The organism is Modestobacter sp. VKM Ac-2983 (assembly GCF_026967885.1).
In the GTDB taxonomy this organism is placed as follows: domain Bacteria; phylum Actinomycetota; class Actinomycetes; order Mycobacteriales; family Geodermatophilaceae; genus Modestobacter.
The window spans coordinates 659990-686341 of record NZ_JAPVBK010000002.1 but is presented as its reverse complement, the minus strand read 5'-3'; the positions used below and the strand labels follow the sequence as shown (position 1 = coordinate 686341).

22 protein-coding genes are annotated in these 26352 nt (G+C 74.4%); 7 read left to right on the top strand and 15 right to left on the bottom strand.

The window, feature by feature from the left end:
- Positions 1–179: 179 nt before the first annotated feature.
- The 3 genes from O2W18_RS21720 (at position 180) to O2W18_RS09675 (ending at position 1713) form a co-directional block, all read left to right on the top strand.
- A complete protein-coding gene (locus O2W18_RS21720; RefSeq protein ID WP_442929131.1) occupies positions 180–434 on the top strand; it encodes a GNAT family N-acetyltransferase in 255 nt (84 codons plus the stop codon).
- Positions 435–647: 213 nt separating this feature from the next.
- Positions 648–1025, top strand: coding sequence for a PadR family transcriptional regulator (locus O2W18_RS09680; RefSeq protein ID WP_269187320.1), 378 nt, complete (start codon positions 648–650; stop codon positions 1023–1025).
- Entirely contained in the window at positions 1012–1713 is a 702-nt protein-coding gene (locus O2W18_RS09675) for a hypothetical protein (RefSeq protein ID WP_269187319.1), read from the top strand. The genes O2W18_RS09680 and O2W18_RS09675 overlap by 14 nt, the downstream gene beginning before the upstream one ends.
- Positions 1714–2008: 295 nt before the next feature.
- Here O2W18_RS09675 and O2W18_RS09670 read toward each other — a convergent pair whose 3' ends face one another.
- The 6 genes from O2W18_RS09670 to O2W18_RS09630 all read right to left on the bottom strand — a co-directional run bounded on the left by O2W18_RS09670 (position 2009) and on the right by O2W18_RS09630 (position 8680).
- Positions 2009–3721, bottom strand: coding sequence for a long-chain-fatty-acid--CoA ligase (locus O2W18_RS09670; RefSeq protein WP_269187318.1), 1713 nt, complete (start codon positions 3719–3721; stop codon positions 2009–2011).
- A gap of 74 nt (positions 3722–3795) precedes the next feature.
- Positions 3796–4893: a cold-shock protein gene (locus O2W18_RS21715; protein WP_442929130.1), complete on the bottom strand. Its 1098-nt coding sequence runs from the start codon at positions 4891–4893 to the stop codon at positions 3796–3798.
- A 120-nt stretch (positions 4894–5013) separates the two neighbouring features.
- On the bottom strand, positions 5014–5799 hold the full coding sequence (locus O2W18_RS09645; protein WP_269187317.1) for an alpha/beta hydrolase: 786 nt from the start codon (positions 5797–5799) through the stop codon (positions 5014–5016).
- A 41-nt stretch (positions 5800–5840) separates the two neighbouring features.
- Positions 5841–6596, bottom strand: a complete 756-nt coding sequence (locus O2W18_RS09640; RefSeq protein WP_269187316.1) for a nitrilase-related carbon-nitrogen hydrolase — start codon at positions 6594–6596, stop codon at positions 5841–5843.
- Positions 6593–7795: a pyridoxal phosphate-dependent aminotransferase gene (locus O2W18_RS09635; RefSeq protein ID WP_269187315.1), complete on the bottom strand. Its 1203-nt coding sequence runs from the start codon at positions 7793–7795 to the stop codon at positions 6593–6595. The genes O2W18_RS09640 and O2W18_RS09635 overlap by 4 nt, the downstream gene beginning before the upstream one ends.
- Positions 7796–7813: 18 nt before the next feature.
- On the bottom strand, positions 7814–8680 hold the full coding sequence (locus O2W18_RS09630; protein ID WP_269187314.1) for an SDR family oxidoreductase: 867 nt from the start codon (positions 8678–8680) through the stop codon (positions 7814–7816).
- Between the two features lie 134 nt (positions 8681–8814).
- On the opposite strand from O2W18_RS09630, the gene O2W18_RS09625 reads away from it, so the two are divergent.
- The 3 genes from O2W18_RS09625 to O2W18_RS09615 are packed head-to-tail and all read left to right on the top strand — an operon-like array spanning position 8815 to position 12097.
- Complete coding sequence (locus tag O2W18_RS09625; protein ID WP_269187313.1) at positions 8815–9414, top strand: acyl-CoA-like ligand-binding transcription factor; 600 nt, start codon at positions 8815–8817, stop codon at positions 9412–9414.
- A gap of 40 nt (positions 9415–9454) precedes the next feature.
- A complete protein-coding gene (locus O2W18_RS09620; protein ID WP_269187312.1) occupies positions 9455–11146 on the top strand; it encodes an MDR family MFS transporter in 1692 nt (563 codons plus the stop codon).
- A gap of 3 nt (positions 11147–11149) precedes the next feature.
- On the top strand, positions 11150–12097 hold the full coding sequence (locus tag O2W18_RS09615; RefSeq protein WP_269187311.1) for a nucleoside hydrolase: 948 nt from the start codon (positions 11150–11152) through the stop codon (positions 12095–12097).
- 4 nt (positions 12098–12101) lie between these two features.
- On the opposite strand, the gene O2W18_RS09610 is transcribed toward O2W18_RS09615, so the two are convergent.
- From O2W18_RS09610 to O2W18_RS09590, 5 genes are all read right to left on the bottom strand, one after another.
- Entirely contained in the window at positions 12102–13118 is a 1017-nt protein-coding gene (locus tag O2W18_RS09610) for a zinc-dependent alcohol dehydrogenase family protein (protein ID WP_269187310.1), read from the bottom strand.
- Positions 13119–13191: 73 nt separating this feature from the next.
- Positions 13192–13983 (bottom strand): SGNH/GDSL hydrolase family protein, encoded by a 792-nt coding sequence (locus O2W18_RS09605; RefSeq protein WP_269187309.1) that lies wholly within the window; start codon positions 13981–13983, stop codon positions 13192–13194.
- Entirely contained in the window at positions 13980–16211 is a 2232-nt protein-coding gene (locus tag O2W18_RS09600; protein WP_269187308.1) for a glycoside hydrolase family 3 C-terminal domain-containing protein, read from the bottom strand. Before O2W18_RS09600 ends, O2W18_RS09605 begins: the two co-directional genes overlap by 4 nt.
- Positions 16212–16275: 64 nt before the next feature.
- Positions 16276–16863, bottom strand: coding sequence for a DUF1349 domain-containing protein (locus O2W18_RS09595; protein WP_269187307.1), 588 nt, complete (start codon positions 16861–16863; stop codon positions 16276–16278).
- A 75-nt stretch (positions 16864–16938) separates the two neighbouring features.
- Positions 16939–19350, bottom strand: coding sequence for a glycoside hydrolase family 2 TIM barrel-domain containing protein (locus O2W18_RS09590; RefSeq protein WP_269187306.1), 2412 nt, complete (start codon positions 19348–19350; stop codon positions 16939–16941).
- 288 nt (positions 19351–19638) lie between these two features.
- On the opposite strand from O2W18_RS09590, the gene O2W18_RS09585 reads away from it, so the two are divergent.
- Positions 19639–20391, top strand: a complete 753-nt coding sequence (locus tag O2W18_RS09585; protein ID WP_269187305.1) for an SDR family NAD(P)-dependent oxidoreductase — start codon at positions 19639–19641, stop codon at positions 20389–20391.
- Positions 20392–20398: 7 nt separating this feature from the next.
- On the opposite strand, the gene O2W18_RS09580 is transcribed toward O2W18_RS09585, so the two are convergent.
- From O2W18_RS09580 to O2W18_RS09565, 4 genes are read right to left on the bottom strand one after another with little or no spacing between them, the layout of a single operon-like run.
- Positions 20399–21244 carry a nucleoside hydrolase gene (locus O2W18_RS09580; protein ID WP_269187304.1) on the bottom strand — a complete coding sequence of 282 codons (846 nt, stop codon included), beginning with the start codon at positions 21242–21244 and terminating at the stop codon, positions 20399–20401.
- Positions 21245–21259: 15 nt separating this feature from the next.
- Positions 21260–22756, bottom strand: a complete 1497-nt coding sequence (locus tag O2W18_RS09575) for a glycoside hydrolase family 43 protein (protein ID WP_269187303.1) — start codon at positions 22754–22756, stop codon at positions 21260–21262.
- A gap of 11 nt (positions 22757–22767) precedes the next feature.
- Positions 22768–25404 carry a glycoside hydrolase family 78 protein gene (locus O2W18_RS09570; RefSeq protein ID WP_269187302.1) on the bottom strand — a complete coding sequence of 879 codons (2637 nt, stop codon included), beginning with the start codon at positions 25402–25404 and terminating at the stop codon, positions 22768–22770.
- Positions 25401–26327, bottom strand: coding sequence for an alpha/beta hydrolase (locus O2W18_RS09565; protein ID WP_269187301.1), 927 nt, complete (start codon positions 26325–26327; stop codon positions 25401–25403). Before O2W18_RS09565 ends, O2W18_RS09570 begins: the two co-directional genes overlap by 4 nt.
- Positions 26328–26352: the final 25 nt, after the last annotated feature.

Here is a 26352-nt window from a genome sequence, read left to right as displayed (position 1 = left end):
ACGCGATACCGAAGGTGGGGGAACGCCCCGCCCTCGCCGGCATGCTCCTCAGGTGATGATGCACCGATGGAGCTGGAGGTAGCTGCAGCTCCATCGGTGACCTCGACCCGGCCGTCGAAGTCTGGCGCGCAGCCAACGCTGCTCGAGGACTCGCGCCCACCGCCGAGCGCACCGCAGGCGTGCAGGAGAAGGTGCGTGCGGTGGATGCCCTCATGGTCGTCGTACGTGAAGGCAGCAACGTGGTCGCCATGGCCCTGGCTGAACCTGGCCGTTCAGATGACGGGGGTCGGGGGATCACACCCGGGCATGGCCCCGTGTCGATGGTCTTCGTCGCCCCCGAGCGCTGGGGCCGAGGGATTGGCAGAGCCTTGATGACCGGACTGCACCAGTACGCGACAGCCCGGGGCTGGACCACCACAACGCTGTGGATTTGAGCGTTGACCGAAGACGCCCGTTTCTGGGCCTGCTCGCGCGGCTCTTGACTTGTCAGGCGTTTATGCAGGTCGGCCGGCGGGTCAACCGGCCCAGAACCCGTGCCCGAAATCAACGGCTCGAATCTGCCGGCCCCTGACGTTTGTGGGCCGCTCCGGCTAGCGTTCACTTCCAGCTACCAGGCAAGACCTACTACCTCAGCTACTATGTCTCGCATGGCACTGGATCCAGACCGTCGCACCCAGCTGCTACGCGGCGCGTTGGACACCTGCCTGCTCGCTCTGCTGGCACGCCGACCGACCCATGCCTACGACGTCGTCGTCCAGCTGGAGAAGCAAGGGCTGCCCGGGGTTGGCTACGGCACCGTCTACCCCCTGATGGGGCGTCTGCGCCGGCAGGGATTGGTCACCGAGCGCACCGAGCCCAGCCCCAGCGGGCCCCCCCGCAAGGTCTTCGAGGTCTCCCCCGCGGGAGCCCAAGCACTCACCGAGTGGACCCAGCAGTGGGTCGACACGACATCGGCCATCACCGGACTCCTCGCCTCCGCCGGAGCCCTCGACAACCCTGAGGTGAGCCCCAGTGTCCAGAGCTGACAACAAGACGGTCCCCGGCGAGCAGATCGACGCCACCATCGCCGAGCTGGACCGAAGCCTGCGACGCCTGCACCTGACCCGCAGCGACCGCCGGACGGTCCTCGAAGAGGTGCGTGTCGACCTTCAGGCGGCCGCGGACGATGGAGTCAGTCCGGCTGCCCTCATCGACTCAGACATCGACGCCTTCGCCCGAGAAGCCATCGAGGTAGGCGGATACATCCCTCGGCCGCGGGACTACCCGCGCGTCCTGCTCGGCGGCATCCTCACCGCGGTCGGCGTCGTCGTCGCCGCGTATGTGCTCATCGTCCTGATCCTCACCCCGCTGCTGTCCTCCTGGTTCACCCTCCCTGGCAGCTACCCCAGCGCAGGTCCGCTCCTTGTCTACGGGGCACTCGTCCTGGCGGGGTTGATCGGCACGCTCGCCGGCCTGAGGTGGCTACTGGCGGGACGGCCCGCCGCCCGGGCGACGCTGCGGAAGGCTGCCCTACTGCTGCCGATCGGGGCAGCCGCCGGCATCGCCGGCCTGCTCGCCGTCGCCGATGATCCCGACTACCGCACCACCGAGGGCACCGTCACTGTGCAGGCACTCCTCGTGGTGCTGGGTGTCGCGGTCGCGCTGGGCATCGCACGGTGGTGGGCGCTACGAACCACCTCCGATGACACCACCAGCACCTCGGCCACGCCGTGACGACGCCCGCGGCGCCGGAGTCGGCCTCGATCATCGCCGCCCGCCAGCTGGCCAACGAAGCGCACACCCGCCGCTTCCAAGAGGCCCGGAGCGCACCCACACGCCGAGACGTTCCTGCGGCTCCGCCGACCGTAAGATAAAGGACGTTTCCTACGGGTCGACAGAGTGAGCACTGACCAGAGCTTGCGGCGCCCGCCGCGGTCACGTCAGACGGTACGGGCCGAGCCCTTGTCGCCGGTGCGGTCGCTTCTGGGGTGACCGCCGCCCTGGTCGTCGCCTTCGGCCGTCGGTGCACCTAGTCGGCGAGCAGCTGGTCGCGGACCTCGCGGCGGAGCACCTTGCCGATCTGCGAGCGGGGCAGGTCGTCGACCGCCACGATCCGTCGCGGCACCTTGTAGCCGGCCAGCGACCCACGGATCGACTCCCGGACGGCGTCCAGGTCCAGCTCCCGCTCCAGCACCACCGCGGCGACGACGTCCTCCCCGTTCTTGCCGGGCAGGCCGACGACGGCGGCGTCGGTGATGCCGTCGACCGCCTTCAACACCTCCTCGACCTCGGAGGGGTAGACGTTGAAGCCGCCGGTGATGATCAGCTCCTTGATCCGGTCGACGATCCGGACGAACCCGTCGTCGTCGACCTCGACCACGTCGCCGGTGCGCAGCCAGCCGCCGGGCAGCAGCACGGCGGCGGTCTCCTCCGGGCGGTTCCAGTAGCCGGAGAACACCTGCGGGCCCTGCACCAGCAGCTCGCCGCGCTCCCCCGGCGCCCGCTCGACGGTCGGGTCCTCCGGGTCGACCACCCGCATCCGGGTCGACGGGAACGGCAGGCCGACGGTGCCGGGGCGACGCGTCGGCCCGACCGGGTTGCCGATCACGATGGGTGAGGCCTCGGTCATCCCGTAGCCCTCCACGACCAGCCCGCCGGTCACCCGCTCCCACAGCTGCGCGGTCTCCAGCGGCAACGGCATCGCCCCGGAGATCGCCACCCGGGTGCCCGACAGGTCCACGCCGCGCTCCTCGGCCGCGGTGGCCAGCCGCTGGTACATCGGCGGCACGCCGGGGAAGAACGTCGGCGGTCTCTTCTTGGCCGCGGCCAGCACCTGGTCGACGTCGAAGCGCGGGAACAGCACGAGCACCGCACCCAGCCGCACGGCCGCGGCCAGGCACAGCAGCACGCCGTAGGCGTGGAACATCGGGAGGACGCCGTAGAGGACCTCCTCGCCCGCCCGCAACTGGGGCACCCACGCCAAGGACTGGGTCACGTTGGCGACCAGGTTCCGGTGGGTGAGCACCGCCGCCTTGGGGGCGCCGGTGGTGCCGCCGGTGTACTGCAGCAGCGCCACGTCCTCGTGCGCCGGGCCCGAGTGCGCCTCCTCCAGCGGAGTCGCCTCGGCCACCACGGCGTCCCAGGACGTCGTCCCGGGGGCCGGCTTCGTCATCGCCGCCCGGGTGGCCCGGGCCTTGGGCACCGGCAGCCGCAGCGCCAGCCGCTTCACCAGGGGCAGCGCCCGGCTGAGGTCGACCGCGAGCACCTCGCGAAGCTCCGGGGCGTCCAGCTGCTGGACGACGGGGGCGACGACGTTCCAGACCACCGCGACGGCGGCCCCGTGATCGCGGAACTGCGAGCCGAGCTCCTCGGCCGTGTAGAGCGGGTTGTGCTCGACGACCACCGCTCCGAGCCGGAGGACGGCGTTGAACGCGACCACGTGCTGCGGGCAGTTGGGCAGCACCAGGGCCACCCGGTCACCCGGCCGCACCCCCAGGTCGCGCAACCCCGTCGCGGCCCGGGCGACGGCATCCCGGAGCTCGGCGTAGCTGGTCGTGGCACCGAAGAACTCCAGCGCCGGCCGGTCCGGGAACCGCTGCGCCGCCGAGGTCAGCAGGTCGGGAACGGTCTCCCGCGGGACCTCGACCTCGGCAGGGACGCCCTCGGCGTAGCTCCGGGTCCAGGCCGGCGCTTCCGGAGTCCTGGGGTGCGGCTCGGTGACCATCTGCTCCTCGTTCGCCACGACGCACCCGGGTCCGGCAGCGAGCCGGCCGTCCCGCTGACCGCCACGGGTGCCCGGCGGTCAGCGGGAGGGTGTCAGAGCGGCTGGACGGAGTCGGCCTGCATGCCGCGGTCGCCGGCGCTGGCGGTGTACTCGACCCGCTGGCCCTCGTCCAGGCTGCGGTAACCACCCTGGTCGGCGATGGCGGAGAAGTGCACGAACACGTCGTCCCCGCCCTCGTCGGGCTCGATGAACCCGAAGCCCTTCTCGGCGTTGAAGAACCGCACGGTGCCCTGGCCGCCGGCACCGCCGCCGCGGGGTGCCCGCGGAGCGCGCGCGGCGCGGTCCTCCCGACGAGGCCGGTCGTCACGCCGGTCGTCGTACCGGGCCGGCGGGCGTCCGCCGCCGCCGAGCGGGCGCACCGAGTCGGCCTGCATGCCGCGCTGGCCGGGGCTGGCGCTGTACTCGACCCGCTGACCCTCGTCCAGGCTGCGGTAACCACCGTCGTCCTCGATGGCGGAGAAGTGCACGAACACGTCGTCCCCGCCCTCGTCGGGCTCGATGAACCCGAAGCCCTTCTCGGCGTTGAAGAACCGCACCGTGCCCTCGGAGCCGCCGCGCCCACCGCGCGGGGCGGGTGCGTCCCGGCGGCCGCGCTCCTCGCGCTGGGGTGCCCGGCCGCCGCCGAGCGGCTGGACCGTGTCGGCCTGCAGGCCCCGCTGGCCGGGGCTGGCGGTGTACTCGACCCGCTGACCCTCGTCCAGGCTGCGGTAGCCACCGTCGTCGGCGATGGCGGAGAAGTGCACGAACACGTCGTCCCCGCCCTCGTCGGGCTCGATGAACCCGAAGCCCTTCTCGGCGTTGAACCAGCGGACCGTGCCCTCCGAGCCGCCGCCACCACTGCGGGGGGCCTGCGGCGCGCGGACCTGCCGGGGGTCGTCGCGGTGACCGCGCTCCTCACGGGCGGGCCGGCCACCGCCGCCGCCGCCCAGGGGCTGGATGGAGTCCGCCTGCATGCCGCGGTCGCCGGGGCTGGCGGTGTACTCGACCCGCTGCCCCTCGTCCAGGCTGCGGAAGCCCCCGTCGTCGGCGATCGCGGAGAAGTGCGCGAACACGTCCTGCCCACCATCGTCGGGCTCGATGAACCCGAACCCCTTCTCGGCGTTGAACCACTTGACCGTGCCCTGCGACATCCTCTAGCTCCTGCACATCTCGACGTCCCACCTGGTACCTACCTGTACCAGGGTCCTCCAGCCTGCCCGCTCTGACGACCCGGCATGCCCACCGGGGTGCACAGCGGTCGATCTGGCCGGTCAACCGCCCGCCCGGACGAGCTGGTCGACGGCCTCCCGGGCGATCTCCGGGGGCACGGTGTGCCCGCCGTCGAACTCACGGTAGGTCACCTCGTAGCCGTCCTCCCGCAGCGCCGGGACGATCTGCCGGCTGGTCCGCTCCACCGGCAGGACCTCGTCGTCGACCCCGTGGGAGACGAACACGGGAGGGCGGCCGGTGCGCGGAGCCGAGGGGACGAAGCCGGGCGAGAAGGCGACGACGTCGCTGAACAGGTCGCCGTTGGCCAGCCCCAGGCCGAGTGCGTAGGAGGCGCCGTCGGAGAACCCGGCGACGGCGATCCGTCCGGGGTCGACGGACAGCAGCCCGAGGATCTCGCGCAGCGCCCGGTCGACGTGGTCGACGTCCGGGCCCCAACCGGTGCCGAGCGCGTCCCACGTCGTCCCGCGTGAGGCCGGGGACAGCAGGAGCAGACCGTGCTCGTCGGCGAGTCCGCGCAGCGGCGCCAGCCCGCCCTCGGCGTCCCCGCCCGCGCCGTGCAGGGTGACCACCAGCGGCACCGGCCCCTCCGCCGGCAGCGTCGGCGGCACGTACAGCAGGGCGTCCCGGTCCTCGGCCACGCCCAGCGGGTGCGTACCGGGGGCCGGTGCTGGCCCGGTCGGCTGGCCGCTGCCCGGACGCACGGTCAGGGCGGCCGGGTCCGGCGTCTCCTCGCCGCTGTCCCCCGGGCTGGTCCCGCTGCAGGCCGCCAGGAGGGCGGCCGCGGTCAGCTGGCCGCAAGCGGCGAGGAACGCGCGGCGGGTGGGCACGGTGCGCCGGTACCCCGGATCGGCCCCGGGGCACCACCTGCTCAGCTGCGGCGGTCGGCCAGGAACCGGAACCGGTCGCGGGTGGCGGCGACCTCGGTGGCGTCGACGTCGGCGAGCACGATCGTCTCCACCCCCGACGCGGTGGCCAGCAGCTCGCCCATCGGGCTGATGATCCGGCTGTCCCCGGCGTGCTCGGTGCCGTCGCCGGCCGGGCCGACCCGGTTGCAGCCGACCACGTAGGCCTGGTTCTCGATCGCCCGGGCCTGGAGCAGCGCCGACCAGTGGTGCCGTCGCGGGCTGGGCCAGTTCGCCGGCACCAGGTAGACGTCGGTGTCCGGGGCAGCGGCCCAGAAGACGTCGGCGAAGCGCAGGTCGTAGCAGATGAACGGGGTGATCCGCAGGCCGCCGACGTCGACGGTGACCGGGCCGGTGCCGGAGCGGAACCGGGTCCGTTCGTCGGCGAAGGGGTGCAGCTTGCGGTAGCGGTGGGCGGTGCCGTCCGGGCCGGCGAGCACGAACGTGTTGTAGGGCAGCTCGCCCTCGACGTCGGTCTCCGGGCAGGTGCCGGCCACCCAGACGCCGTGCTCGGCGGCCTGAGCGGCGAGGAACTGAGACGACGGCCCACCCTCCGGCTCGCCGATCCCGGGCGTCATCGAGAAGCCGGTGGAGAAGGTCTCGGTGAGCAGCACCAGCTCCGCCCCGGCGCCCACCGCGCGGGCCACCTGGGGGGCCAGCCGCGCGAAGTTCGCGTCCCGGTCCTCCCAGACGATGTCGTGCTGCACCGCCGCGATCCTCATGCCAGCCTCCTCAACCGCGCGGCCGCCTCGGCCAGCACCTCGTCACGTTTGCAGAACGCGAACCGCACCAGGTGCCGCCCCAGCTCCGCGTGCTCCGGGGCATAGAAGACCACGGTCGGGACGGCGACCACCCCGGCCCGCCCGGGCAGGGACCGGCAGAACGCGATGCCGTCCCCGTCGGGCTGCCGCGGGCGGACGTCGACGGTGGCGAAGTAGGTGGCCTCCGGGCTCACCACCGGCAGCCCGGCATCGGCCAGCCCGGCCACCAGCAGGTCGCGGCGGCGCTGCAGGTCGGCAGCCATCCCGGTGAAGTACGTGTCCGGCAGCCGGAGGCCGGCGGCGATCGCCGGCTGGAACGGGCCGCCGTTGACGAAGGTGAGGTACTGCTTCGCGGTGCGAGCCGCCGCCACCAGCGGTGCCGGGCCACAGATCCAGCCGGTCTTCCAGCCGGTGGTGTTGAACGTCTTGCCGCCGCTGCTGACCACCAGGGTGCGCTCGGCCATGCCGGGCAGGGTGGCGATCGAGACGTGCTCGGCGCCGGCGAACACCAGGTGCTCATAGACCTCGTCGGTGAGCACCAGCAGGTCCGCGGCAGTGGCCACCTCGGCGAGCACCGCCAGTTCGGCGCGGGTGAACACCTTGCCCGTCGGGTTGTGCGGGGTGTTCAGCAGCAGCAGCCGCGCCCGCGGGGTGACCGCCGTGCGCAGCTCCGCCTCATCGAAGGTCCAGGGTCCGGTGGCGACCTCGCCGGCGACCGAGGACGGCGGGCGGAGCGGCACCGGGCGGAGCACCCCGCCCGCCATCGCCACCGCCGCGGCGTAGCTGTCGTACATGGGCTCGAACAGCACGACCTCGTCGCCGGGCTCGAGCAGCCCGAGCAGCGCGGCGGTCAGCGCCTCGGTCGCCCCGGCGGTGACCAGCACCTCGTCGACCGGGTCGTAGGTCAGGCCGCGGAACCGCTGCTGGTGCTCGGCGATCGCGGCCCGGAGGTCCGGCTGACCGGGGCCCGGCGGGTACTGGTCGTGCGCCGTGCCGATCGCCGCCCGGGCGACGTCGAGCACCTCGGCCGGGCCCGGCTCGTCGGGGAAGCCCTGGCCCAGGTTGATCGCCCCGGTGGCGACGGCCAGCGCGCTCATCTCGGCGAAGACCGTCGTCCCGAAGCCCTGCAGCCGGGAGGCGAGGTGCGGTGTCCGGGTCACCGGCTCATCCTGCCGTGCTCATCTTGCTGTTGCCTCCGTCCGCCGCAGCACCTCGGCCAGCGGGGTGGCCGGGCGGCCCAGCAGGTCGGGGACGTCGCTGCTGACCCGGGCCATCTCGCCCGCCGCGATCGCGGTGTACGTGGAGACCCAGGCATCCACCAGCCACTCGGGTGCCTCGAACTCGGCCCGCGAGGCGTGGGCCTCCGCCACGGTCTCCAGCTGGTAGCGCACCGGCCGGCCGGTCACGGCGGTGATCGTCTCGGCGATCTCGTCGAGGGTCAGCGCCGCCGGCCCGGTGAGGTCGTAGACCGCCCCGGCGTGCGGCACCGGGTCCTGCAGCACGAGGGCGGCGACGGCGGCGATGTCGTCCAGCGCCACCACCGACGCCCGGCCGTCACCGGCGGGTCCGCGGATCACGCCGTCCTCACCGACCATCCCCAGCATGTCCTCGGCGTAGAGCCCGTCACGGAGGAACGTCGTGGCCAGCCCGAGCGAGCGGGCGTGCTCCTCGGTGGCCCAGTGGTCGCGCGCCAGCAGGAACGTCGCGTCCGGCGCGGCGCCGAGGAAGGAGAGGTAGACCAGGTGACCGACCCCGGTGTCGGCCGCCGCGTCGAGGAAGCTGCGGTGCTGCTCGACCCGGTCGGCGGACTCGCTGCCCGAGACCATGAAGACCGTGCCGACGCCGGCCAGCGCCGCACGCACGGCCGCCCCGTCGCCGTAGGGCGCGGTCGCGACCGTGGTGCCGGGCAGCTGGGGGGCGCGGGCCGGGTCACGGACCAGCAGGCGCTGGCGCACCCCGGCGTCGGCGAGCAGCCGGGCGACCCGGCCGCCGAGGCGTCCGGAGGACCCGGTGACGGCGAGGGGCGGGAGCTGAGGATCGGTCACCGGCCGATCCTCGCCGATGACCGCCTGCTCTGCTGCCTGCCCCGGACCCGCGGCCTGAGAGCCAGGAGGCAAGGGCGCGCCGTGCAGACCACGCATGTTTGCAGTCTCTGCACTTTTCCTGCCATGCTCTCGACGTGACCACGGGCCTGCGCGAGCGCAAGAAGCAGGCCACCCGCGCGGCGCTGCACGAGTCGGCGCTGCGACTGGTCGCCGAGCGCGGGCTGGACCGGGTGTCGGTCGACGACATCGCCGCCGACGCCGACGTCTCCCCCCGGACGTTCTTCAACTACTTCCCCTCCAAGGACGACGCGGTCATCGGCCTGGACCCGGAGCACCCGCTCCGCCTCGCCGAGGCACTGTCCGCCCGGCCGGCGACCGAGACCCCCGTCCAGGCGCTGCGCGCGGTACACGCCGCCGAGGCCGCGCGGATGGCCGCGGAGACCGAGCTGTGGCCGCTGCGGCTGCAGGTCGTCGACGCGCACCCGGCGCTGGCCGCCCGGCTCACCGCCTCCTTCGCCCGGAGCGAGCAGGTGCTGGCCGAGTGGCTCGCCGCCCGCACCGGCACCCGGGCCGAGCTCGACGTCCAGCCCAGCCTGCTCGCCGCCGTCCAGGGCTCGGTGATGCGCAGCGCGCTGCACCGCTGGCGGGCCGGCGGCTTCACCGCCTCGCTGCCCGCCCTCGTCGCCGAGGGCTGGGACCAGGTGGCGGCGGGCTTCCCCGCCCCGCGCCACTGACCCGACCGACCCGCCCCCCGCACCACCCCTGAGGAGCTCCATGTCCAGCGCGCCCACCGCCGCGCCGCCCATCGTCCTGACCCGCCGGCGGATCAACACGATCTTCGGCGCGCTGCTGGCCGGCATGCTGATGGCGGCACTGGACCAGACGATCATCTCCACCGCGATGCCGACGATCGTCGGTGAGCTCGGCGGCGTCTCGCACATGGCCTGGATGACCACCGCCTACCTGCTGGCGACCACCCTGGTCATGCCGGTCTACGGCAAGTTCGGCGACCTGTTCGGCCGGCGCACGCTGTTCCTGGTGGCCATCGGGCTGTTCACCGCCGCGAGCCTGGGGGCCGCCCTGGCGCCGGACTTCGGCTGGCTGGTGTTCTGGCGGGGCGTGCAGGGCCTCGGCGGCGGCGGGCTGATGATCCTGTCGCAGGCGATCATCGCCGACATCGTGCCGGCCCGGGAGCGGGCGAAGTACATGGGCCCGATCGGGGCGCTGTTCGGGCTCTCCGCCGTCGCCGGGCCGCTGGTCGGCGGTTTCTTCACCGACAGCGCCGCACTGGGCTGGCGCTGGTGCTTCTGGGTCAACGTGCCGATCGGGCTGGCCGCCTTCGCCGTCGGCTGGTTCGCGCTCACCCTGCCGCGCAAGCGGAACACCACACCGCTGGACCTCGCCGGCATCCTCACCCTGTCGGTCGCCACCACGTCGCTGGTGCTGGCCACCGACATCGGCGGCAGCGAGGGCTGGGGTTCCTGGCAGGTGCTGGCGCTGCTGGCCGTGCTCGCCTGCTCGATCGCGGCGTTCGTGCTGGTGGAGCGGCGGGCGGCGGAGCCGATCGTCCCGCTGTCGCTGTTCCGCAACCCCACCTTCGTGGTCGCCACCGCGCTGGGCATGGCCGTGGGCCTGGGCATGTTCTCCGCGATCGCCTTCATGCCCACCTACCTGCAGATGAGCTCGGGCCTGTCGGCGGCGAACTCCGGCCTGCTGATGCTGCCGATGACCGCCGGGATCATCCTGACCATCCAGAGCTCGGCCGCGGTCATCATGCGCACCGGCCGCTACAAGGTGTTCACCGTCGCCGGGGTCGCGCTGATCCTGGCGGCGATGCTCTGGATGACCACGCTGGCCGGGGACACCGCGCTGTGGACCGTCGGCGCGATGTTCTTCCTGCTCGGCGCCGGTCTCGGGCTGATCATGCAGAACGTCGTGCTCGCCGCGCAGAACGCCGTCCCGGCCGCGCAGATCGGCACCGCCACCTCGACGAACAACTACTTCCGCGAGGTGGGTGCGGTGCTGGGCGTCGCCGTCTTCGGCACGCTGTTCACCAGCCGGCTGGCCGACCGGCTCGGCGAGACCCTGGCCGCCGACCCCGAGCAGGCGGTGCAGGCGGGGATCACCTCCCCGGACACGCTGGTGCCGACGGCGGTCGAGGCCGCGGGTGAGCCGCTGCGCACCGCGATCGTGGACGCCTACGCCGACGCCCTGGCGCCGGTGTTCTGGTACCTGGTGCCGATCCTCGTCCTCGCGCTGCTGCTGGCCCTCGCGCTCCGCGAGGTGCCGCTGTCCGAGGTCGCCGGGATGGTCGCCCGCGGCGAGGCGGTGTCGTCGGAGGCGGAGCTGGCCGCCCTGCGCGCCGACCCCGGGACCGACCAGCCCGTCCTGGTGGTCGAGCAGGGCGGCGGCCAGGACGGCGACGCATCACGACGCGCCCAGGGCGCTTCGCACGCGGAGGTCTGACCGATGAACCAGCCCCGCATCCGCGTCGTCGTCGACAACGACTTCAGCGGTGACCCCGACGGCCTCGTCCAGCTCGCGCACCACGCGCTCTCACCGTCGGTCGACCTGCGGCTGGTCATCGGCTCCCACCTGCGGCCCGGTGACCACTTCGACCCCTCGGACACCACCGCGGACAACGCCGCCGAGCTCGCCCGCGAGGTCCTCGCGCTGGCCGGCCGCCCCGACGTCCCCGTCCTCGCCGGGTCCAACGTCGGTCTGACCGACCGGGTGACGCCGATCCGGTCCGCGGCGGCCGAGGCGCTGGTCGCCGAGGCCATGCGCACCGACGTCGACAGCCCGCTGTACGTCTGCGCGGGTGCCGGGCTCACCGAGGTCGCCAGTGCCTGGCTGATCGAGCCGCGGATCGCCGAGCGGCTCACGCTGGTCTGGATCGGCGGCCCCGAGCACCCCGGCCTGGCCGAGCCGCCAGTGGGCGCGATGCCGATCGAGTACAACCTGCTCATCGACGTGCTGGCCGGGTCCATCGTGTTCGGTGACTCGAGCATCCCGATCTGGCAGGTGCCGCGCGACGCCTACCGGCAGACGCTGGCCACCTTCGCCGAGCTGCAGCTGCGGATGGCCGAGCAGGGGCCGCTGGGTGCGCGGCTGTTCGCCGCGCTGGACGGCCTCCGTACGGAGGCTCGCCAGCACGGGTTCGACCTCGGCGAGACGTACATCCTCGGCGACAACCCGCTGGTGCTGCTCACCGCGCTGCAGTCGGCGTTCGAGCCGGACCCGTCCTCGAGTCGGCACGTCGTCCGGGACACGCCGGGCATCTCGGCGGACGGCCAGTACACCGACGTCCCCGGCGCGCGGCCGATGCGCGTCTACACGCACCTCGACTGCCGGCTGATGATCGAGGACCTGTTCGCCAAGCTGCAGCTGCACGCCCGAGCTGAGGGGCGCTCCTGACCGGTCACGGCGTCAGCAGCGCCTTGACCGCTCGGCGCTCGTCCATCGCCCGGTAGCCCTCGGCGGCCTCGTCCAGCGGCAGTGTCAGGTCGAACACCCGGCCCGGCTCGATCGTCCCGGACCAGACCCGGTCGATGAGGTCGGGGAGGAAGCGGCGCACCGGGGCGGGGCCGCCGTGCAGCCGGACCATCGTGGAGAACAGCTGCCGCCCGGTGATCTCCACGCCGTGCGGGACGCCGACGAACCCGACGCCGCCACCGGGGCGGGTGGAGCGGATCGCCTGGTCCATCGACTCGGCGGTGCCCACGCACTCGAGGACGGCGTCGGCCCCCACCCCGTCGGTCAGGTCCCGGATCCGCGCGACCCCCTCGTCCCCGCGCTCGGTCACGATGTCGGTCGCGCCGAACCCGGTGGCCAGCCGCTGCCGCGGCTCGTGTCGGCTCATGGCGATGATCCGCTCGGCCCCCAGCTGCGCGGCGGACAGCACGCCGAGCAGCCCGACGGCGCCGTCCCCCACCACCGCGACGGTCATCCCCGGCTGCACGCCGGCGGCGACGGCGGCGAACCAGCCGGTGGCCATGACGTCGGAGAGGGTGAGCAGGCTCGGCAGCAGCTCGGGGGCGGGGACCTCGGGGGTGGCGACGAGGGTGCCGTCGGCGTGTGGCACCCGCAGCAGCTCGGCCTGTGCGCCGGTGATGCCCACCCGGTGCGCGCAGGCGCTCTGGTACCCCGCCCGGCAGTGCGCGCAGGTGCCGTCCGAGGCGATGAACGGCACGATGACGAACTGGCCCGGGCGGACCGTGGTGACGTCGCTGCCGACCGCCTCGACGACCCCGACGTACTCGTGGCCGATCGGCGTCGGCTTGGTGACCTCGTTGATGCCGCGGTAGGGCCACAGGTCCGAGCCGCACACGCAGGTGGCCGAGGCCCGGACCACGGCGTCGGTGGGCTCCACGACCCGCGGGTCCTCGAGCTGCTCGACGCGGACGTCGCCGGGGGCGTGCAGGACTGCTCCGCGCATGGGGGCGGTGTTCCTCTCGGAGTGCGGGTCGGACCCGTCCTCCTTGCCCGCCCCCGCCGGGACGAACCGCCGGTCAGCGCGCGGGGTGGGCCGACAGCTGCTCGACCAGCAGGTCTGCGACGGCGCGCATCCCGGCCGCGTTCGGGTGGTACGGGGCGACCCCGCCGCCCAGCAGGTCACCGAACACCCAGCCGGTGACCCACGGCTCCGCCGACCCGACGGCGTGGTCGCGGGAGGCCGCCGAGGCGGTCACCAGCTCCGCCCCGGTGTCGCGCGCGGCCGCCGCGGTCGCCGCCTCGAGCCGCCGGCCGACGTCGGCGCACAGCAGGCGGTGCACCTCGCTCATCGGGAAGGCGGCCGTGGCCTGCTCCGGCACCACGGTCAGGTAGTCGACGAGCACCACCCGGGCCCGGGGCGCCCGCCGGCGGACCTCCCCGACCAGCCGGGCGAGCCGGTCCGGCAGGTCCGCCAGCGCCGCGTGCACCGCGGCGGGGTCGATCGGGGTGCCGAAGAACGCCCGGGCCGGCAGCGGCACGCCCTCCGGGTCGGCCCGGGCCGAGCAGCGCAGCAGGGTGAGCAGGTAGTCGACGTCGTTGCCACCGACGGTGACGGTCACCAGGTCGGTGTCCGGATCGACGGCGTCGACCTGCGGCGGCACCGTCCCGCCGGCCAGCAGCGCCTGCGGTCGGGTGAGGACGTCGTCGATCGTCGCCCCGCCCGAGCTGACGTCGACCAGGTCGTACCCGAGCCGCTCAGCGACCAGCTGCGCGTAGTTGCGGCCCGACCGCGCGCACTCGGGGACCAGGATCGGGTCGATGCCCGGGCCGGCGGCGAAGGAGCTGCCCAGGGCGACGTAGCGGGTCACCGGGCGGCCCGGGCTGCCGCCATGAGCCGCTCGAGCTCCGCGGCGGGGATCGCCGCACCGAAGTCCGCGGCGAACCGGCGCATCGGCATGGACCCGATCATCTGCAGCATCCCGGCGTGCATCTCACCGGCGCCCTCGGGCATCGTCGCCAGGAAGCCCTCCAGCAGCTGCGGGCCGGCGACCGGGTGCTCGAACCACTCGGCGACCGAGGACTGCAGGGTCAGCTCCCGCACGACGACGTCCCCGGCGAGGTCGATCGTCCGCTCGTCGACGACGTCGGTGGCGCTGCGGCCGATCTGCACGGTGTGCTCCCCCGGCGCCACGACCCAGGCGTGCTCCCGGACGTCCCAGTACGCGAACGCCCGGCGGTCCAGCTCGAACGCCACCGTCGTCGACTCCCCCGCCGCCAGCGAGACCTTGGTGAAGGCGCGCAGCTCGCGGGCGGGCCGCCGCACCGGTCCGGCGGTGGTCGCGACATAGACCTGCACGACGTGCCGGCCGGCCCGCGCGCCGGTGTTGGTCACCGTCAGGGTCACCGTGGCTGCGTCGTCCCCGACGGCCTGCACCTGCAGGTCGCTGGTCTCGAAGGTCGTGTAGCTCAGCCCGTGGCCGAAGGGATACCGCACCGGGCGGTCGAGGGTGACGAACTGGCGGTAGCCGACCATGACGCCCTCGGCGTAGCGGACGTGGCCCTGCTCGCCGGGGAAGTCGAGGAAGCTGGGGGTGTCCGCCAGCCGCAGCGGGATGGTCTCGGCCAGCCGGCCCGACGGGTCGACGGCGCCGGTGAGCAGGTCGGCCAGCGCACCGCCGCCGGCCTGGCCGAGCAGGAAGCCGGCGAGCACGGCGTCGACGTCGTCGTGCCAGCGCTCCAGGGAGACCACGCTCCCCGAGGAGAGGACGACGACCGTGCGGGCGCTGACCGCGGCCACCGCACGGATCAGCCCCACCTGGGCCGCGGGCAGGTCGAGGTGGGCGCGGTCGACGCCCTCGGTCTCGTCGGCCTCGGCCAGCCCGGCGAAGACCACGGTGACGTCGGCGTCCCGGGCCAGGCCGACGGCCTCCTCGCGCAGGGCGGTGGCGGCACCGGCGCCGTCGAGGGCGTAACCGGGTGCGAAGCCGAGGTCCGGGTGCGCGGCCCGCAGCGCGGTGAGCGCGTCGTCGACCCGGGTGGCGTTGACGTGCGAGCTGCCGCCGCCCTGGAAGCGCGGCGTGCGGGCGAACTCGCCGACCACGGCGATCCGCTGCCCGGCGGCCAGCGGCAGCGCGCCGCCGTCGTTCTTCAGCAGCACCGCGCAGCCGGCCGCGAGCTCGCGGGCCAGCGCATGGTGGGCATCGGCGTCGAAGCCGTCGGTGGGCTCGGTGACGTACCCGGCCAGCGCGGCCACCCGGCGCACGCTGCGGTCGACGACCGCCTCGTCCAGCCGGCCGCTGCGCACGGCTTCCACGACCAGGGCGTTGCCGGCGCCGTGGTCGCCGGGCATCTGCAGGTCCAGGCCCGCCTCGAGTGCGGCGACCCGGTCGTCGACCGCGCCCCAGTCGGAGACGACGGCCCCGGTGAAGCCCCACTCCTCGCGCAGCACCTCGGTGAGCAGCCAGTGGTGCTGGGAGGCGTAGACCCCGTTGACCTTGTTGTAGGCGCACATCACCGTGGTCGGCTGGGCCTCCGTGACGACCCGCTCGAAGGCCGGCAGGTAGATCTCGCGCAGGGTGCGCTCGTCGACGTCGGCGCTGACCTGCATGCGCTGGGTCTCCTGGTTGTTGGCCGCGAAGTGCTTCACCGACGCGCCCACGCCCGCCCCCTGCTGGCCGCGGACGTGCGCGGCGCCGAGCACCCCGGCCAGCAGCGGGTCCTCGGAGTAGTACTCGAAGTTGCGGCCGCACAGCGGCGACCGCTTGATGTTCACCCCCGGCCCCAGGACGACGGGCACGCCGATCGCGCGGGCCTCGACCCCGATCGCCGCCCCGATCCGCTCGGCGGTCTCCGGGTCCCAGCTGGACCCCACGGCGACGGCCGGTGGGAAGCAGGTGGCCGGCACGCTCTCGATGAGGCCGATCTCGTCGAGGTCACCCACCTGCCTGCGCACGCCGTGCGGGCCGTCGGTGAGCACCACCGAGGGCAGGCCGGCGGCCTCGACCGGCGGGGTGGACCAGAAGTCCTGGCCGGAGAGGAGGGCGGCCTTCTGCTCCAGCGGCAGCTCGGTCGGGTCGGACGGCGTGGTGGGGGTCACTCCCCGATCCTGCCGACCGCCGGCCGCCCGCGTCGCCGCCGCTGCCATCCAGCGGGAGGGCCGCTCAGTGCAGGGCGCCATCGGCCGGGCCGGTGGCCCAGCGCCGGAAGCGGACGACGAGGCCGGAGCGAGTGGGGGCGCAGCAGTACGGCCCGGCCTGCACCTCGGCGTCCGGCGGGAACCAGGCCACCCGGACCAGCCGGAACGCCTCGTCGTCCACCTTCGCCCGGACGGTGACCGCGTCGCCGGCCCGGCTGGCCCGGACGGTGACCCGGCGGCCGGCCCAGTCCGGCACCGGGGCGACCGACCAGTCCGAGTGTCCGAGCGTGACGACGGCACCGAGCTGCGGCGACCCGTCGGAGAACTCGACGCCGGCCTTGAGCCACGTCTCCGCGCCGGCCCGCAGCATCAGGCCGGCCTGGTCGAACTGGTGGTCGAAGTCGACGTCGAAGGTCACCTCGACCGCGCCGTCCAGCGGGCTCACCAGCGCGTGGGCGTCGTCGTGCACGAAGCCGTAGGAGGTGTGCCGCCAGGCGTCGCTGCCCTCAACGGCGGTGACCAGCAGGTCGGTGCCGTCCTCGGTGGCCGCGACCGGCGGCGTCGTCCACGTGCCCGCGCCCCAGGGCTGGACCCGGCTGCCGTCGTCCGTCATGCCGGCACGGTAGCCGCGCGTCGAGGAGCGCCCCGGTGCTTGTCACCCGGCGGCGACACTGCACCAGGACGCGCGTCAGCGGGCCTCGACCGCCACGGTGACCGGGGCGCAGCCCTCGGCCGTCGCCGTCACGGTGATGGACCCCGCGCCGGTGGGGCGGACGACGGCGAGCGCCCGGCCGTCGAAGGTGGTGTGCACGTCGTCGCAGTAGGACTCCTCGGTCACCGGCGCGGCGCTGCCGAACCCCGCGAGCACGCCCGGGCCCGCCACCGTCACGGTCACCTCGCGGTCGACGCCCAGTGCGACCGTGCCGGCGGCATCGGTCAGCGCGAGGTCGACGAACGCCAGGTCGGTGTCCTCGGCCCGGACCACCGGCCGGTCGACGGCGACGGCCAGCTGCACCGGCCCGTCTGCCGAGCGCAGCGAGCACCGGCCGGTCTCCGCCCCGCCGGTGCGGGCGACCGCGGTGAGCTCGCCCGGCGCCCAGGGCACGGTGAAGTCGGCGCGGAAGCGGTGGGCCTCCCCCACCTTCGCGGTGCCCAGCGAGCGGCCGTCCAGCATCACCTCCACCTCGTCGGCGTCGCTGTAGACCTCGACGGTGAGCGGGGTGCCCTCGGCGCCGGCGAAGCCCCAGCTGCCCACCGAGTCGGTCCACGCCCACGGCGGCGACACCGTCTCCCGGCCGGACCGTTCCGGCCGCTGGACGGCGAGGTAGGGGTCGGACCGGAGCCCGAAGACGATCTCCCGGTAGTACGACGCCGGCCGCCGGTGCCCCGTCACGTCGATGTCCCCGCACCAGGCGAGCAGCCACGGGAAGGGCCCGTTGAGCCCGCGGGCCCCCGGCTCCTCGGCGTCGGCGGTGCGCCCGATGCCCACCTCGCCCAGGTAGTCCCAGCCGGTCCAGGTGAAGTCACCGATGACGTGCGGGTTGTCCTGCACCAACCGCCAGAGCCGGTCGATCTCGTTCGCGAACGTCTCGCTGCCGACGACCACCCGGTTCGGGAAGACCGCGCGGTCGCTCTCGTAGCGGGCGTCCATGTAGTTCAGCCCGGCGACGTCGAGCACGCCGAAAGCCTCCGCGGTGCGCCGTCCGACGAGCTCGGACGTGGAGAGGTCGCGCATGAAGCCGCCCATGTCGGCGAGCATCGTGTTGATGCCGCCCTCGGCGGCCGTCAGGTCGCTGGCTGCCTCACCGATCACCGCCAGCATGCCGTTGACCCCGTTGGTCACCGGCCTGGTCGGATCGAGGCGCCGCACCTCCTCGGCCAGGCGGCGCGACCACAGCGCGCCGTGCGGGGTGCCGAGCTCGGGGATCTCGTTGCCGATCGAGTACATGACCACGCTCGGGTGGTTGACGTCCTTGGCCACCATCGCGGCGACGTCACGCTCCCACCACTCGGGGAAGTCGAGGGCGGCGTCGAAGTCGGACTTGCTCTCCGTCCACATGTCGGTCAGCTCGTCCATCACCAGGACCCCGAGCCGGTCGCAGGCCGCCAGCATCGCCCGGCTCATCGGGTTGTGCGCGCTGCGCAGGGCGTTGAAGCCGGCGGCCCGCAGCAGCTCCACCCGGCGCTCGTCGGCCCGGTCGACCGCCGCCGCGCCCAGCACGCCGTTGTCGGAGTGGACGCATGCCCCGCGCAGCAGCACCGGCTCGCCGTTGACCCGCAGGCCGCGCACCGGGTCGACGGAGAGGGTGCGGATGCCGGTGGTCACCGTCTCGGTGTCCAGCACGGTGTCCCCGTCGACCAGGGCGACCGTCGCGGTGTGGAGCGCCGGGGAGTCCGGCCCCCACAGCGCCGGGTCGCGGACGGCGAGCCGCTGCCGCACCACCGCCGGCTCGCCGGGCCGCGCGCTCACCGGCACCCGGTCGGCGGCGACGACGGTGCCCGCGGCGTCGCGCAGCTCGGTGACCGCCTCGACGGTGGCCAGCCGCGGCCGGTCGTTGACGACGGTGGTCACCACCTCGACGATCGCCAGCTCGCGGTCGGCGTCCACGGTGGTGACCCGGACGCCGTCCGGGGCGACGTGCAGCAGCGGCCCGACCAGCAGGTGCACCGGCCGGTGGACGCCGGCGCCGGCGTACCAGCGGGAGTCGGCGGCGGCGCGGCAGACCACCCGCACCTCGTTCTCCGCGCCGTACCGGAGGTGGTCGTCCAGCGGCACGGTGAAGCCGGTGTACCCCGACGTCCAGTGCCCGGCGAGGCTGCCGTTCACGTAGACCATCGCCCGGCGGTAGACGCCCTCGAACTCCAGCAGCCAGCGCTGCTCGGCGGCGTCGGCGGGGACGTCGAAGGTCCGCCGGTACTCGTACACGCCGCCCGGGAAGTACCCCGACCCGGCGCCGTGGGCCGGGTCGCGCGGCTGGGCCAGCGTCGCGTCGTGCGGCAGGGTGACCGGCTGCCAGGGCGCGGCGGCCCCGACCATCTCGGCGAAGGAGTTGGCGTGCGGCCGGAACTGCCAGCCGGTGGTGAACGGGGTGCGGCGCATGGCTGCCCTCTCGAGTGGGGAACGAGGTCAGCACGCGACGGATGGCGTCCTGGCTGGAGCGCCCCATGCCCGCGCGGGGCCGGCGTTCCCGGCGATCGGCCGTCTGCTGGATCGCCGCGGGCACCCGCGCACCGTCGATCGTCGGTGTCCGCCGTCACCTGCGCGAGGCCCTTGCCATTCGCCAGCAAGACGAAGCGTCGTCCGGGAGGTCGGCCCGCTGGTGGAAGAGGGCTGCCGGTGATCGGCACCGTGGTCTCCGGCGGTGCCGGCGCTGGGCAGACTCGCGCCATGAGCGGGCGACTGACAGGGAAGACGGCGTTGGTGACCGGGGCTGCGGCGGGCATCGGGCGGGCGGTGGCCGACCGGTTCGCCGCCGAGGGAGCGCGGGTGGCCTACGCCGACCGGGACGTCGCGGGCGCCGAGGCGGCCGCCGCGGCATCGGGCGGGCGCGCGGTGCCGATCGACGTCACCGACGAGGACAGCGTCGCCGGTGGCTTCGCCGCGCTCGCCGCGGACGGCTGGGTGCCCGACGTCGTCGTGGTCAACGCCGGCGTGCAGCTGTTCGGGCAGGACGCCGAGGTGGCGGACCTTGACCTCGACGTCTGGCGGCGCACCCACGAGGTGAACCTGACCGGGGCGTTCCTGACCGTGAAGCACGCCGTCCGCGGGATGCTGGGCGTCGGCGGCGGCTCGATCGTGTTCACCGGCAGCCCCACCGCGGTCCGCGGTGAGGGCTCGGAGTTCACCGCGTACGCCTCGTCCAAGGCCGGCATGCACGGGCTGGCCCGCACGGTCGCCGCCGCCTACGCCCGCCGCGGCATCCGGGTGAACACCATCGTCCCGCCGTACACCGAGACCGCGCTGGTCAGCACCCTCACCGCCGACCCGGAGGCGCGGGCGGCGATCGTCGGCCGGATCCCGATGGGCCGCGCCGGCACGACCGGCGACCTGGAGGGCGTCATGGTGTTCCTCGCCAGCGACGAGTCGGCGTTCGCCACCGGCGCGACGTTCGCCGTCGACGGCGGGATGACCACGCTCTGAGCCGCGCTCAGGCCGCCCGGCTCCGGTGTTCGTGCAGTCGGAGCCGGGCGAGCAGGTCGGCGACCAGCAGCCGGAGGTCGACGTCGGTGCACACCCGGCGGCCCGGCTGGTCCGGGAACGTGGTCCACACGCTGGACGCGTCGTCGAGCGCGGTGACCAGGACCGGCGGGCTGTCGCCGAGCGGCCAGGTCTCGCCCTGCTCCACGAAGTCCGGGACCGGCAGCTCCACGTACTGGCGCCACAGCCAGGCACCCAGCCGACCGGCGCCGCCCACGTCCTGCTCGAGCTCCGCCACCGAGTACGTGCAGCGCCGGTAGGTCTCCAGCGGGAACTGCCAGACGGGGAGCTCGGTGCGGCTGAGCACCTCGCGGGCGGCTTCGGCGTCGGTGTCCCGGTTGTACTCGAACGCATCGGCGTCCAGGGCGCCGCCGACCCAGACCAGGGTGAGCCGGGCGGCGATGTCCGGGGCCTGCCGCAGGGCCTGGGCCACGTTGGTCAGCGGGCCGGCGCATACCAGGAACAGCGGCAGCGGGTCGTCCCGCCGCGCCTCCGCGAGGATGGCGTCCGCCGCTGCCGAGGTGGTGTCGCCCCCGCCGATCGGCACGTCGCACCCGGCGGCCACCACCGGCCGCTGGGTGCCGACCAGGTCGACCAGCTCCTGTGCGAGCTTGGCGCCGGCGGCAGCCGTGCCCTCCGGCGGGCCGAACACCGGGCTGAGGTGCGAGCTGGTCACCGCGTCCACCCGGTTGGCGGGGCTGAGCAGGTGGTGGGCCAGGGCGACCAGGCCGTCGGGGTCACCGGCCCAGTCGTTGTCGACGACGACGCGGCAGCGCTCGGTGATGCGCAGGGACACGTTGCTCCTCAGGGGTCAGGCGGTGGGGACGGCGGCCGGGTCGTCGGCGCCGGCGTAGCGGAACGAGCGGACGACGACCGACCCGGAGGAGCACCAGACGCCGACCATCCGCCCGGTCATCCCACCGGCCACCTCGGTGGAGACGTACCGGCCGTCGATCCGGCCGAGCTCGACGAACCTGCCGTCGGCGTCCACGACCCCGGCGACCAGCTCGTCGGGGCCGAGCGCGGTGGAGGAGAAGTGCCCCTCCGACGGGACGGCCCGGACCTCCAGCACGACGTCCCCGGCCGGGACGGCGACCTCACCCAGCAGCGACCGGAGCGGGCCGACCTGCGCGACCGCGCGCACCAGGTGCCCGGCGACCTGGAGGTCGAGGCGATGGCGGGAGTCCATCCGCACCGACAGCCCACCGACGCCGTCGCCGTCCACCGACACCACCGCGCGGGCCCGGCAGTAGAGGTGCTCCTGCCGGCGGCCGGCGAAGGTCGCGTCGTCGGCGGCCGGGTCGGCGGCCCCGGCGGTGAGCCGCCAGCCGCCCTCACCCCGGGTGAGCACCTCGCGCGGGAACCGGCGCGGCGACACCCAGGAGGCCGGCAGCCCGGCGCCCGCCAGCTCCTCGGCCACGACCGGCCCGGCGGGCGGGGTCAGCCACTCCCCCAGCCGGGGCCAGCCGTCCTGCCACACCACCTCGGCGGCGAAGGTCTCCCGGCCCAGGACGTGGAACTGCGGGCTGGCGCCGCGCGGCCGGACGCCGTGGAAGACGATCGCCCAGCTGCCGTCGGGCCGCTGCACCAGGTCTGCATGGCCGGTGTTCTGCACCGGGTGCTCGACGCCCCGGTGGGTGAGCAGCGGGTTGTGCGGGCACGCTTCCCACGGCCCGGACGGCGACGGGCCGCGGGCGATCGTCACCGCGTGGCCGCGCTCGGTGCCGCCCTCCGCGATCAGCAGGTACCAGTGCCCGCCGACCCGGTACAGGTGCGGGCCCTCCGGGAACCGCCCACCGGTGCCCTGCCACACGTGCCGCCGCTCGGTGAGCGCCGCGCCCGTCTCCGGGTCGACGGCCTGCTGCACGACCCCGGCCGGCCCGTCGGCGCCGAAGCCCGCGTAGGTGACCAGCAGCGTGCCGTCGTCGTCCCAGGCGAGGTCCGGGTCGATCCCGCGGACCTCGTCCATCCGGACCGGCTCCGACCACTCGCCCAGCGGGTCCTCCGCGGTGACCAGCGTCTGCCAGCCGCCGTCGGCGAGGTTGGTGGTGATCATCCAGAACCGGCCGTCGTGGTGGCGCAGCGTCGGCGCGGTGATGCCGCCGGAGCCGGGGGCCGCCGACACGTCCAACTGCGAGGGCCGGGCCAGCACGTGCCCGACCTGCTCCCAGGAGACCAGGTCGGTGGAGCGGAACAGCGGCACGCCCGGGGCGTACTCGAAGCTCGAGTGCACCATCCAGTACGTGTCGTCGACCCGGCAGACGCTGGGGTCCGGATGGAAGCCGGGGACGACGGGCGCCGGGGTCACGGGCGCTGGCGTCACTGGTGGTCGTCCGGGTCGAAGAACAGTGCGGGCTTCTCCACCGGCGGCGGGACGGTGACCGTGCGGGTGAACGAGTGCCGTCCGGCCGCCACCTCGACCGGCGCGCTGCCGTCGGGCAGTGACACCTCGGCGGTCGTGTTCGGCGGCACGGTCAGCTCCAGGGTCAGCTCGGCGCCGTCGAGGGTCCAGGAGACCGCCGCCGTCCCGTACGGCGTCTCGTGGCTCGCGGCGGCGGAGGTGAGGCCGGGGCCGGGCCGCGGCGCCACCCGCAGCCGCCGGTAACCGGGCTCGGCCGGGGCCAGGCCGGCCACGGTGCGGTGCAGCCAGTCGGCCACCGCACCGAACGCGTAGTGGTTGAACGACGTCATGTCCCCGGGGTTGATCGACCCGTCGGGGAGCATGGAGTCCCAGCGCTCCCAGATCGTCGTCGCGCCCATCGTCACCGGGTAGAGCCACGACGGGTTCTCCCGCTGCAGCAGCAACTCGTACGCGGTGGCCAGCTCGCCGGCGTTCGTGAGCGCATCGGTGACCAGCGGCGTGCCGAGGAACCCGCTGGCGATGTGGAAGCCGTCCTTCAGCACCTGCTCGGCCAGCAGCCGGCCGGCGTGCGCCCGCTGCTCGGCGGTGAGCAGGTCGAACTCCAGGGCGAGGGAGTACGCCGTCTGCGACGGATAGGCGACCCGACCGTTCGGGGAGACGTACTCGGCGCGGAACCGCTCGGCCGCCCGCTCGGCCAGGTCGGCGAACCGGGCGCCGTCCCGGCCGAGGACCTCGGCGGCCTGCGCGACCGTGCGCGCCGACCGGGCGAGGTAGGCGGTGGCGACGCACTGCCAGGGGGTGCGCGCCGCGGCGGGGTTGTCCGGCGGCGCGGCGGAGTCCAGCCAGTCGCCGAAGGAGAACCCGCCCTCGGGGAAGTCCAGGTCGGCGCCCGCCCGCGCGGCGAAGACGTCGATCCAGGCGGTCATGGAGCCCCACTGGTCGGCGAGCAGCCCGGCGTCCCCGGTCCGCTGGTACAGCACCCACGGGACGACGACGGCCGCATCGCCCCAGCCCACCTCCGCCTGCTGCGGGAACGGCAGCAGCGGCAGGAACGGCACGTACATCGGCACGATGCCGTCGTGGTCCACCTGCTGCTCGACCGCGAGGTCGGCCAGCCAGGAGCGGAGCATGCCGGTGGTGTCGTAGAGGAAGGAGGCGGACGGCGCGAAGACCTGGAGGTCACCGGTCCAGCCCAGCCGCTCGTCGCGCTGCGGGCAGTCGGTGGGGACGTCGAGGAAGTTGCCCCGCATCCCCCACACGACGTTCTCGTGCAGCCGTTCCACGTCCGGGTCCGAGCACGCGAAGGTGCCGGTCCGGCGCAGGTCGGTGTGCACGACGACGGCCTCGAGGTCGCCCGGCGTCAGCTCCCCCGGCCAGCCGCTGACCTCGGCGTACCGGAAGCCGTGGAAGGTGAACCGCGGCTCCCAGGTACGCGGGCCCTGCCCGTCCAGCACGACGACGTCGGTGGCGTCGGCCCCGCGCAGCGGGCGGGTGCCCAGCTCGCCGTGCTCCAGGACCTCCGCGTGCCGGACGGTGACCTCGGTGCCGGCCGGGGCGTCCGGCAGCGACAGGCGCAGCCGACCGACCAGGTTCTGGCCGAAGTCGACCAGCGTCCTCCCCGACGGCGAGGTGCTGATCTCCCGCACCGGCAGGACCTCGGTGCGGCGCACCGGCGGCCCGGTCGGGGCGACGAGGGTGGCGACGTCCAGCGTCCCGGTCTCCACCGGCGTCCAGCTGCGGTCGTCGAAGTCAGGCCGCGACCAGCCGGACAGCTCGCGGCGTGCGTCGAAGGTCTCGCCGCTGTAAAGCCCGGCCCGGGTGAGCGGGCTGGGTGCCGACCGCCAGGAGCCGTCGGTGGTGACGACGGTGCGGCTGCCGTCGGGGTGCTCGACCTCGAGCTGGACGAAGGCGCCGGTCCGGTCGCCGTAGAAGGCCCGGTTCCCCGTGAAGCCCAGCGGGCCGGCGAACCAGCCCTGCGCCAGGTGCACGCCGAGCGCGTTGGCGCCCTCGGCCAGCAGCGCCGTCACGTCGTGGGTCTGGTAGCGCAGCCGGTGGTGGTAGCTGGTCCAGCCGGGCGCCAGCACGTGGTCGCCGACGACGGACCCGTTCAGCTCGGCCTCGTAGACCCCCTGCGCGGTGCCGTACAGCCGGGCCCGGGTGACCGGCTGGTCCAGCACGAACTCCCGGCGCAGCAGCGCGGCCGGCTCGTCGCCGGCCTCGGCGGGGAGCACCGGACGGACCAGGGTCGCGGACCAGTCGCCCGCCGCCAGGAGGCCGGCCTCGACGACGGTGTCCTCGCTCCACGCCGACGGCTCGCTCGCACCGGCCCCCCACACCCGGGCCCGGACCGTGCGACGGTCGCGGCTGGTCAACGGCGGCGCTCCCCAGGACACCAGCACCGACTCGTCGGACTCCACCCGGCCCGACGACCAGACCGGGCCGTCCTCCGGCGCGATCTCCAGCTCGTACGCGGCCTGCCGCCAGCCGTCGAGGTCGGTCCGGGTGACCCAGGACAGCCGCGGCCGGGTCTCCCCGATGCCCGTCGGCTCGCGGTGGTGCTCGACGGTCACGGGGAGGGCGGTCAGGTCGCTCATGCGGGCTGCTCCAGAAGTGCGTCGGCCAGGTGCGAGACCGAGAGGGCGATCAGGCCGTCGACGTCGTCGTGACCCAGGAAGATGTGCCCGGCGCCCTCGACCGGCACCAGCCGGGAGTCCACACCGACAGCGGTGAGGGCCGCGTGCAGCTGCTCGCTCTGCTCGTACGGCACCAGCCAGTCCCCGGTGCCGTGCACCAGCAGGAACGGCGGGGCCTGGGCGGTCACGTGGGTGATTGGGCTGGCGTCGTCCCGGAGCTGCCCGTCGAGCCCCTCGAGGAGCTGGTCCTCCGGCGGCACCTGCATCTCCACCGGCAGCAGCGCAGCGACCTCCGGCGGCGGCGCCTGGCGGGGCATGGTGTCCAGGTCGGCCACGCCGTACCAGTCGACGACGACGTCGACCCCGCTGGACGGTCCGGTGACCCCGTGGCCGCCTTCCAGGTCGGGGCGGTGCGCGGTGAGCCCGAGCAGCGCGGCCAGGTGGCCGCCGGCCGACTCCCCCATCGCCCCGATCCGGGCGGTGTCGACCCCGAGGAGGCCGGCGTGCGCCCGCAGGTAGCGGACGGCGGCCTTCGCGTCGTGCAGCTGGGCCGGGAACCTGGCCTCGTGCGCATGCCGGTAGTCGATGGTCGCGACCGCGAGGCCGGCGTCGAGGAAGGCGTCGAACAGCGACCCCGGGCGCAGCGTCTCGGGCAGGTACCGCCGGTCGCCCATCATCCAGCCGCCACCGTGCACGTAGACCACCAGCGGCGCCGGCACCGGGGTGTCGGGCACCCAGAGGTCCAGCTGCAGCGGCCGGTAGCCGAACGCGACCGCGTAGGTCAGACCGGAGAAGTGCCGGGCCCCGTCCGCGCGGCGGATCGGCTCGTGCGGCGGCAGGAAGTGTGCGGGCCCGGCCCACTCGGGGGTCTCGGTGGTGCTCATGGGGTCCTCTCGGTCGAGCGGGCCG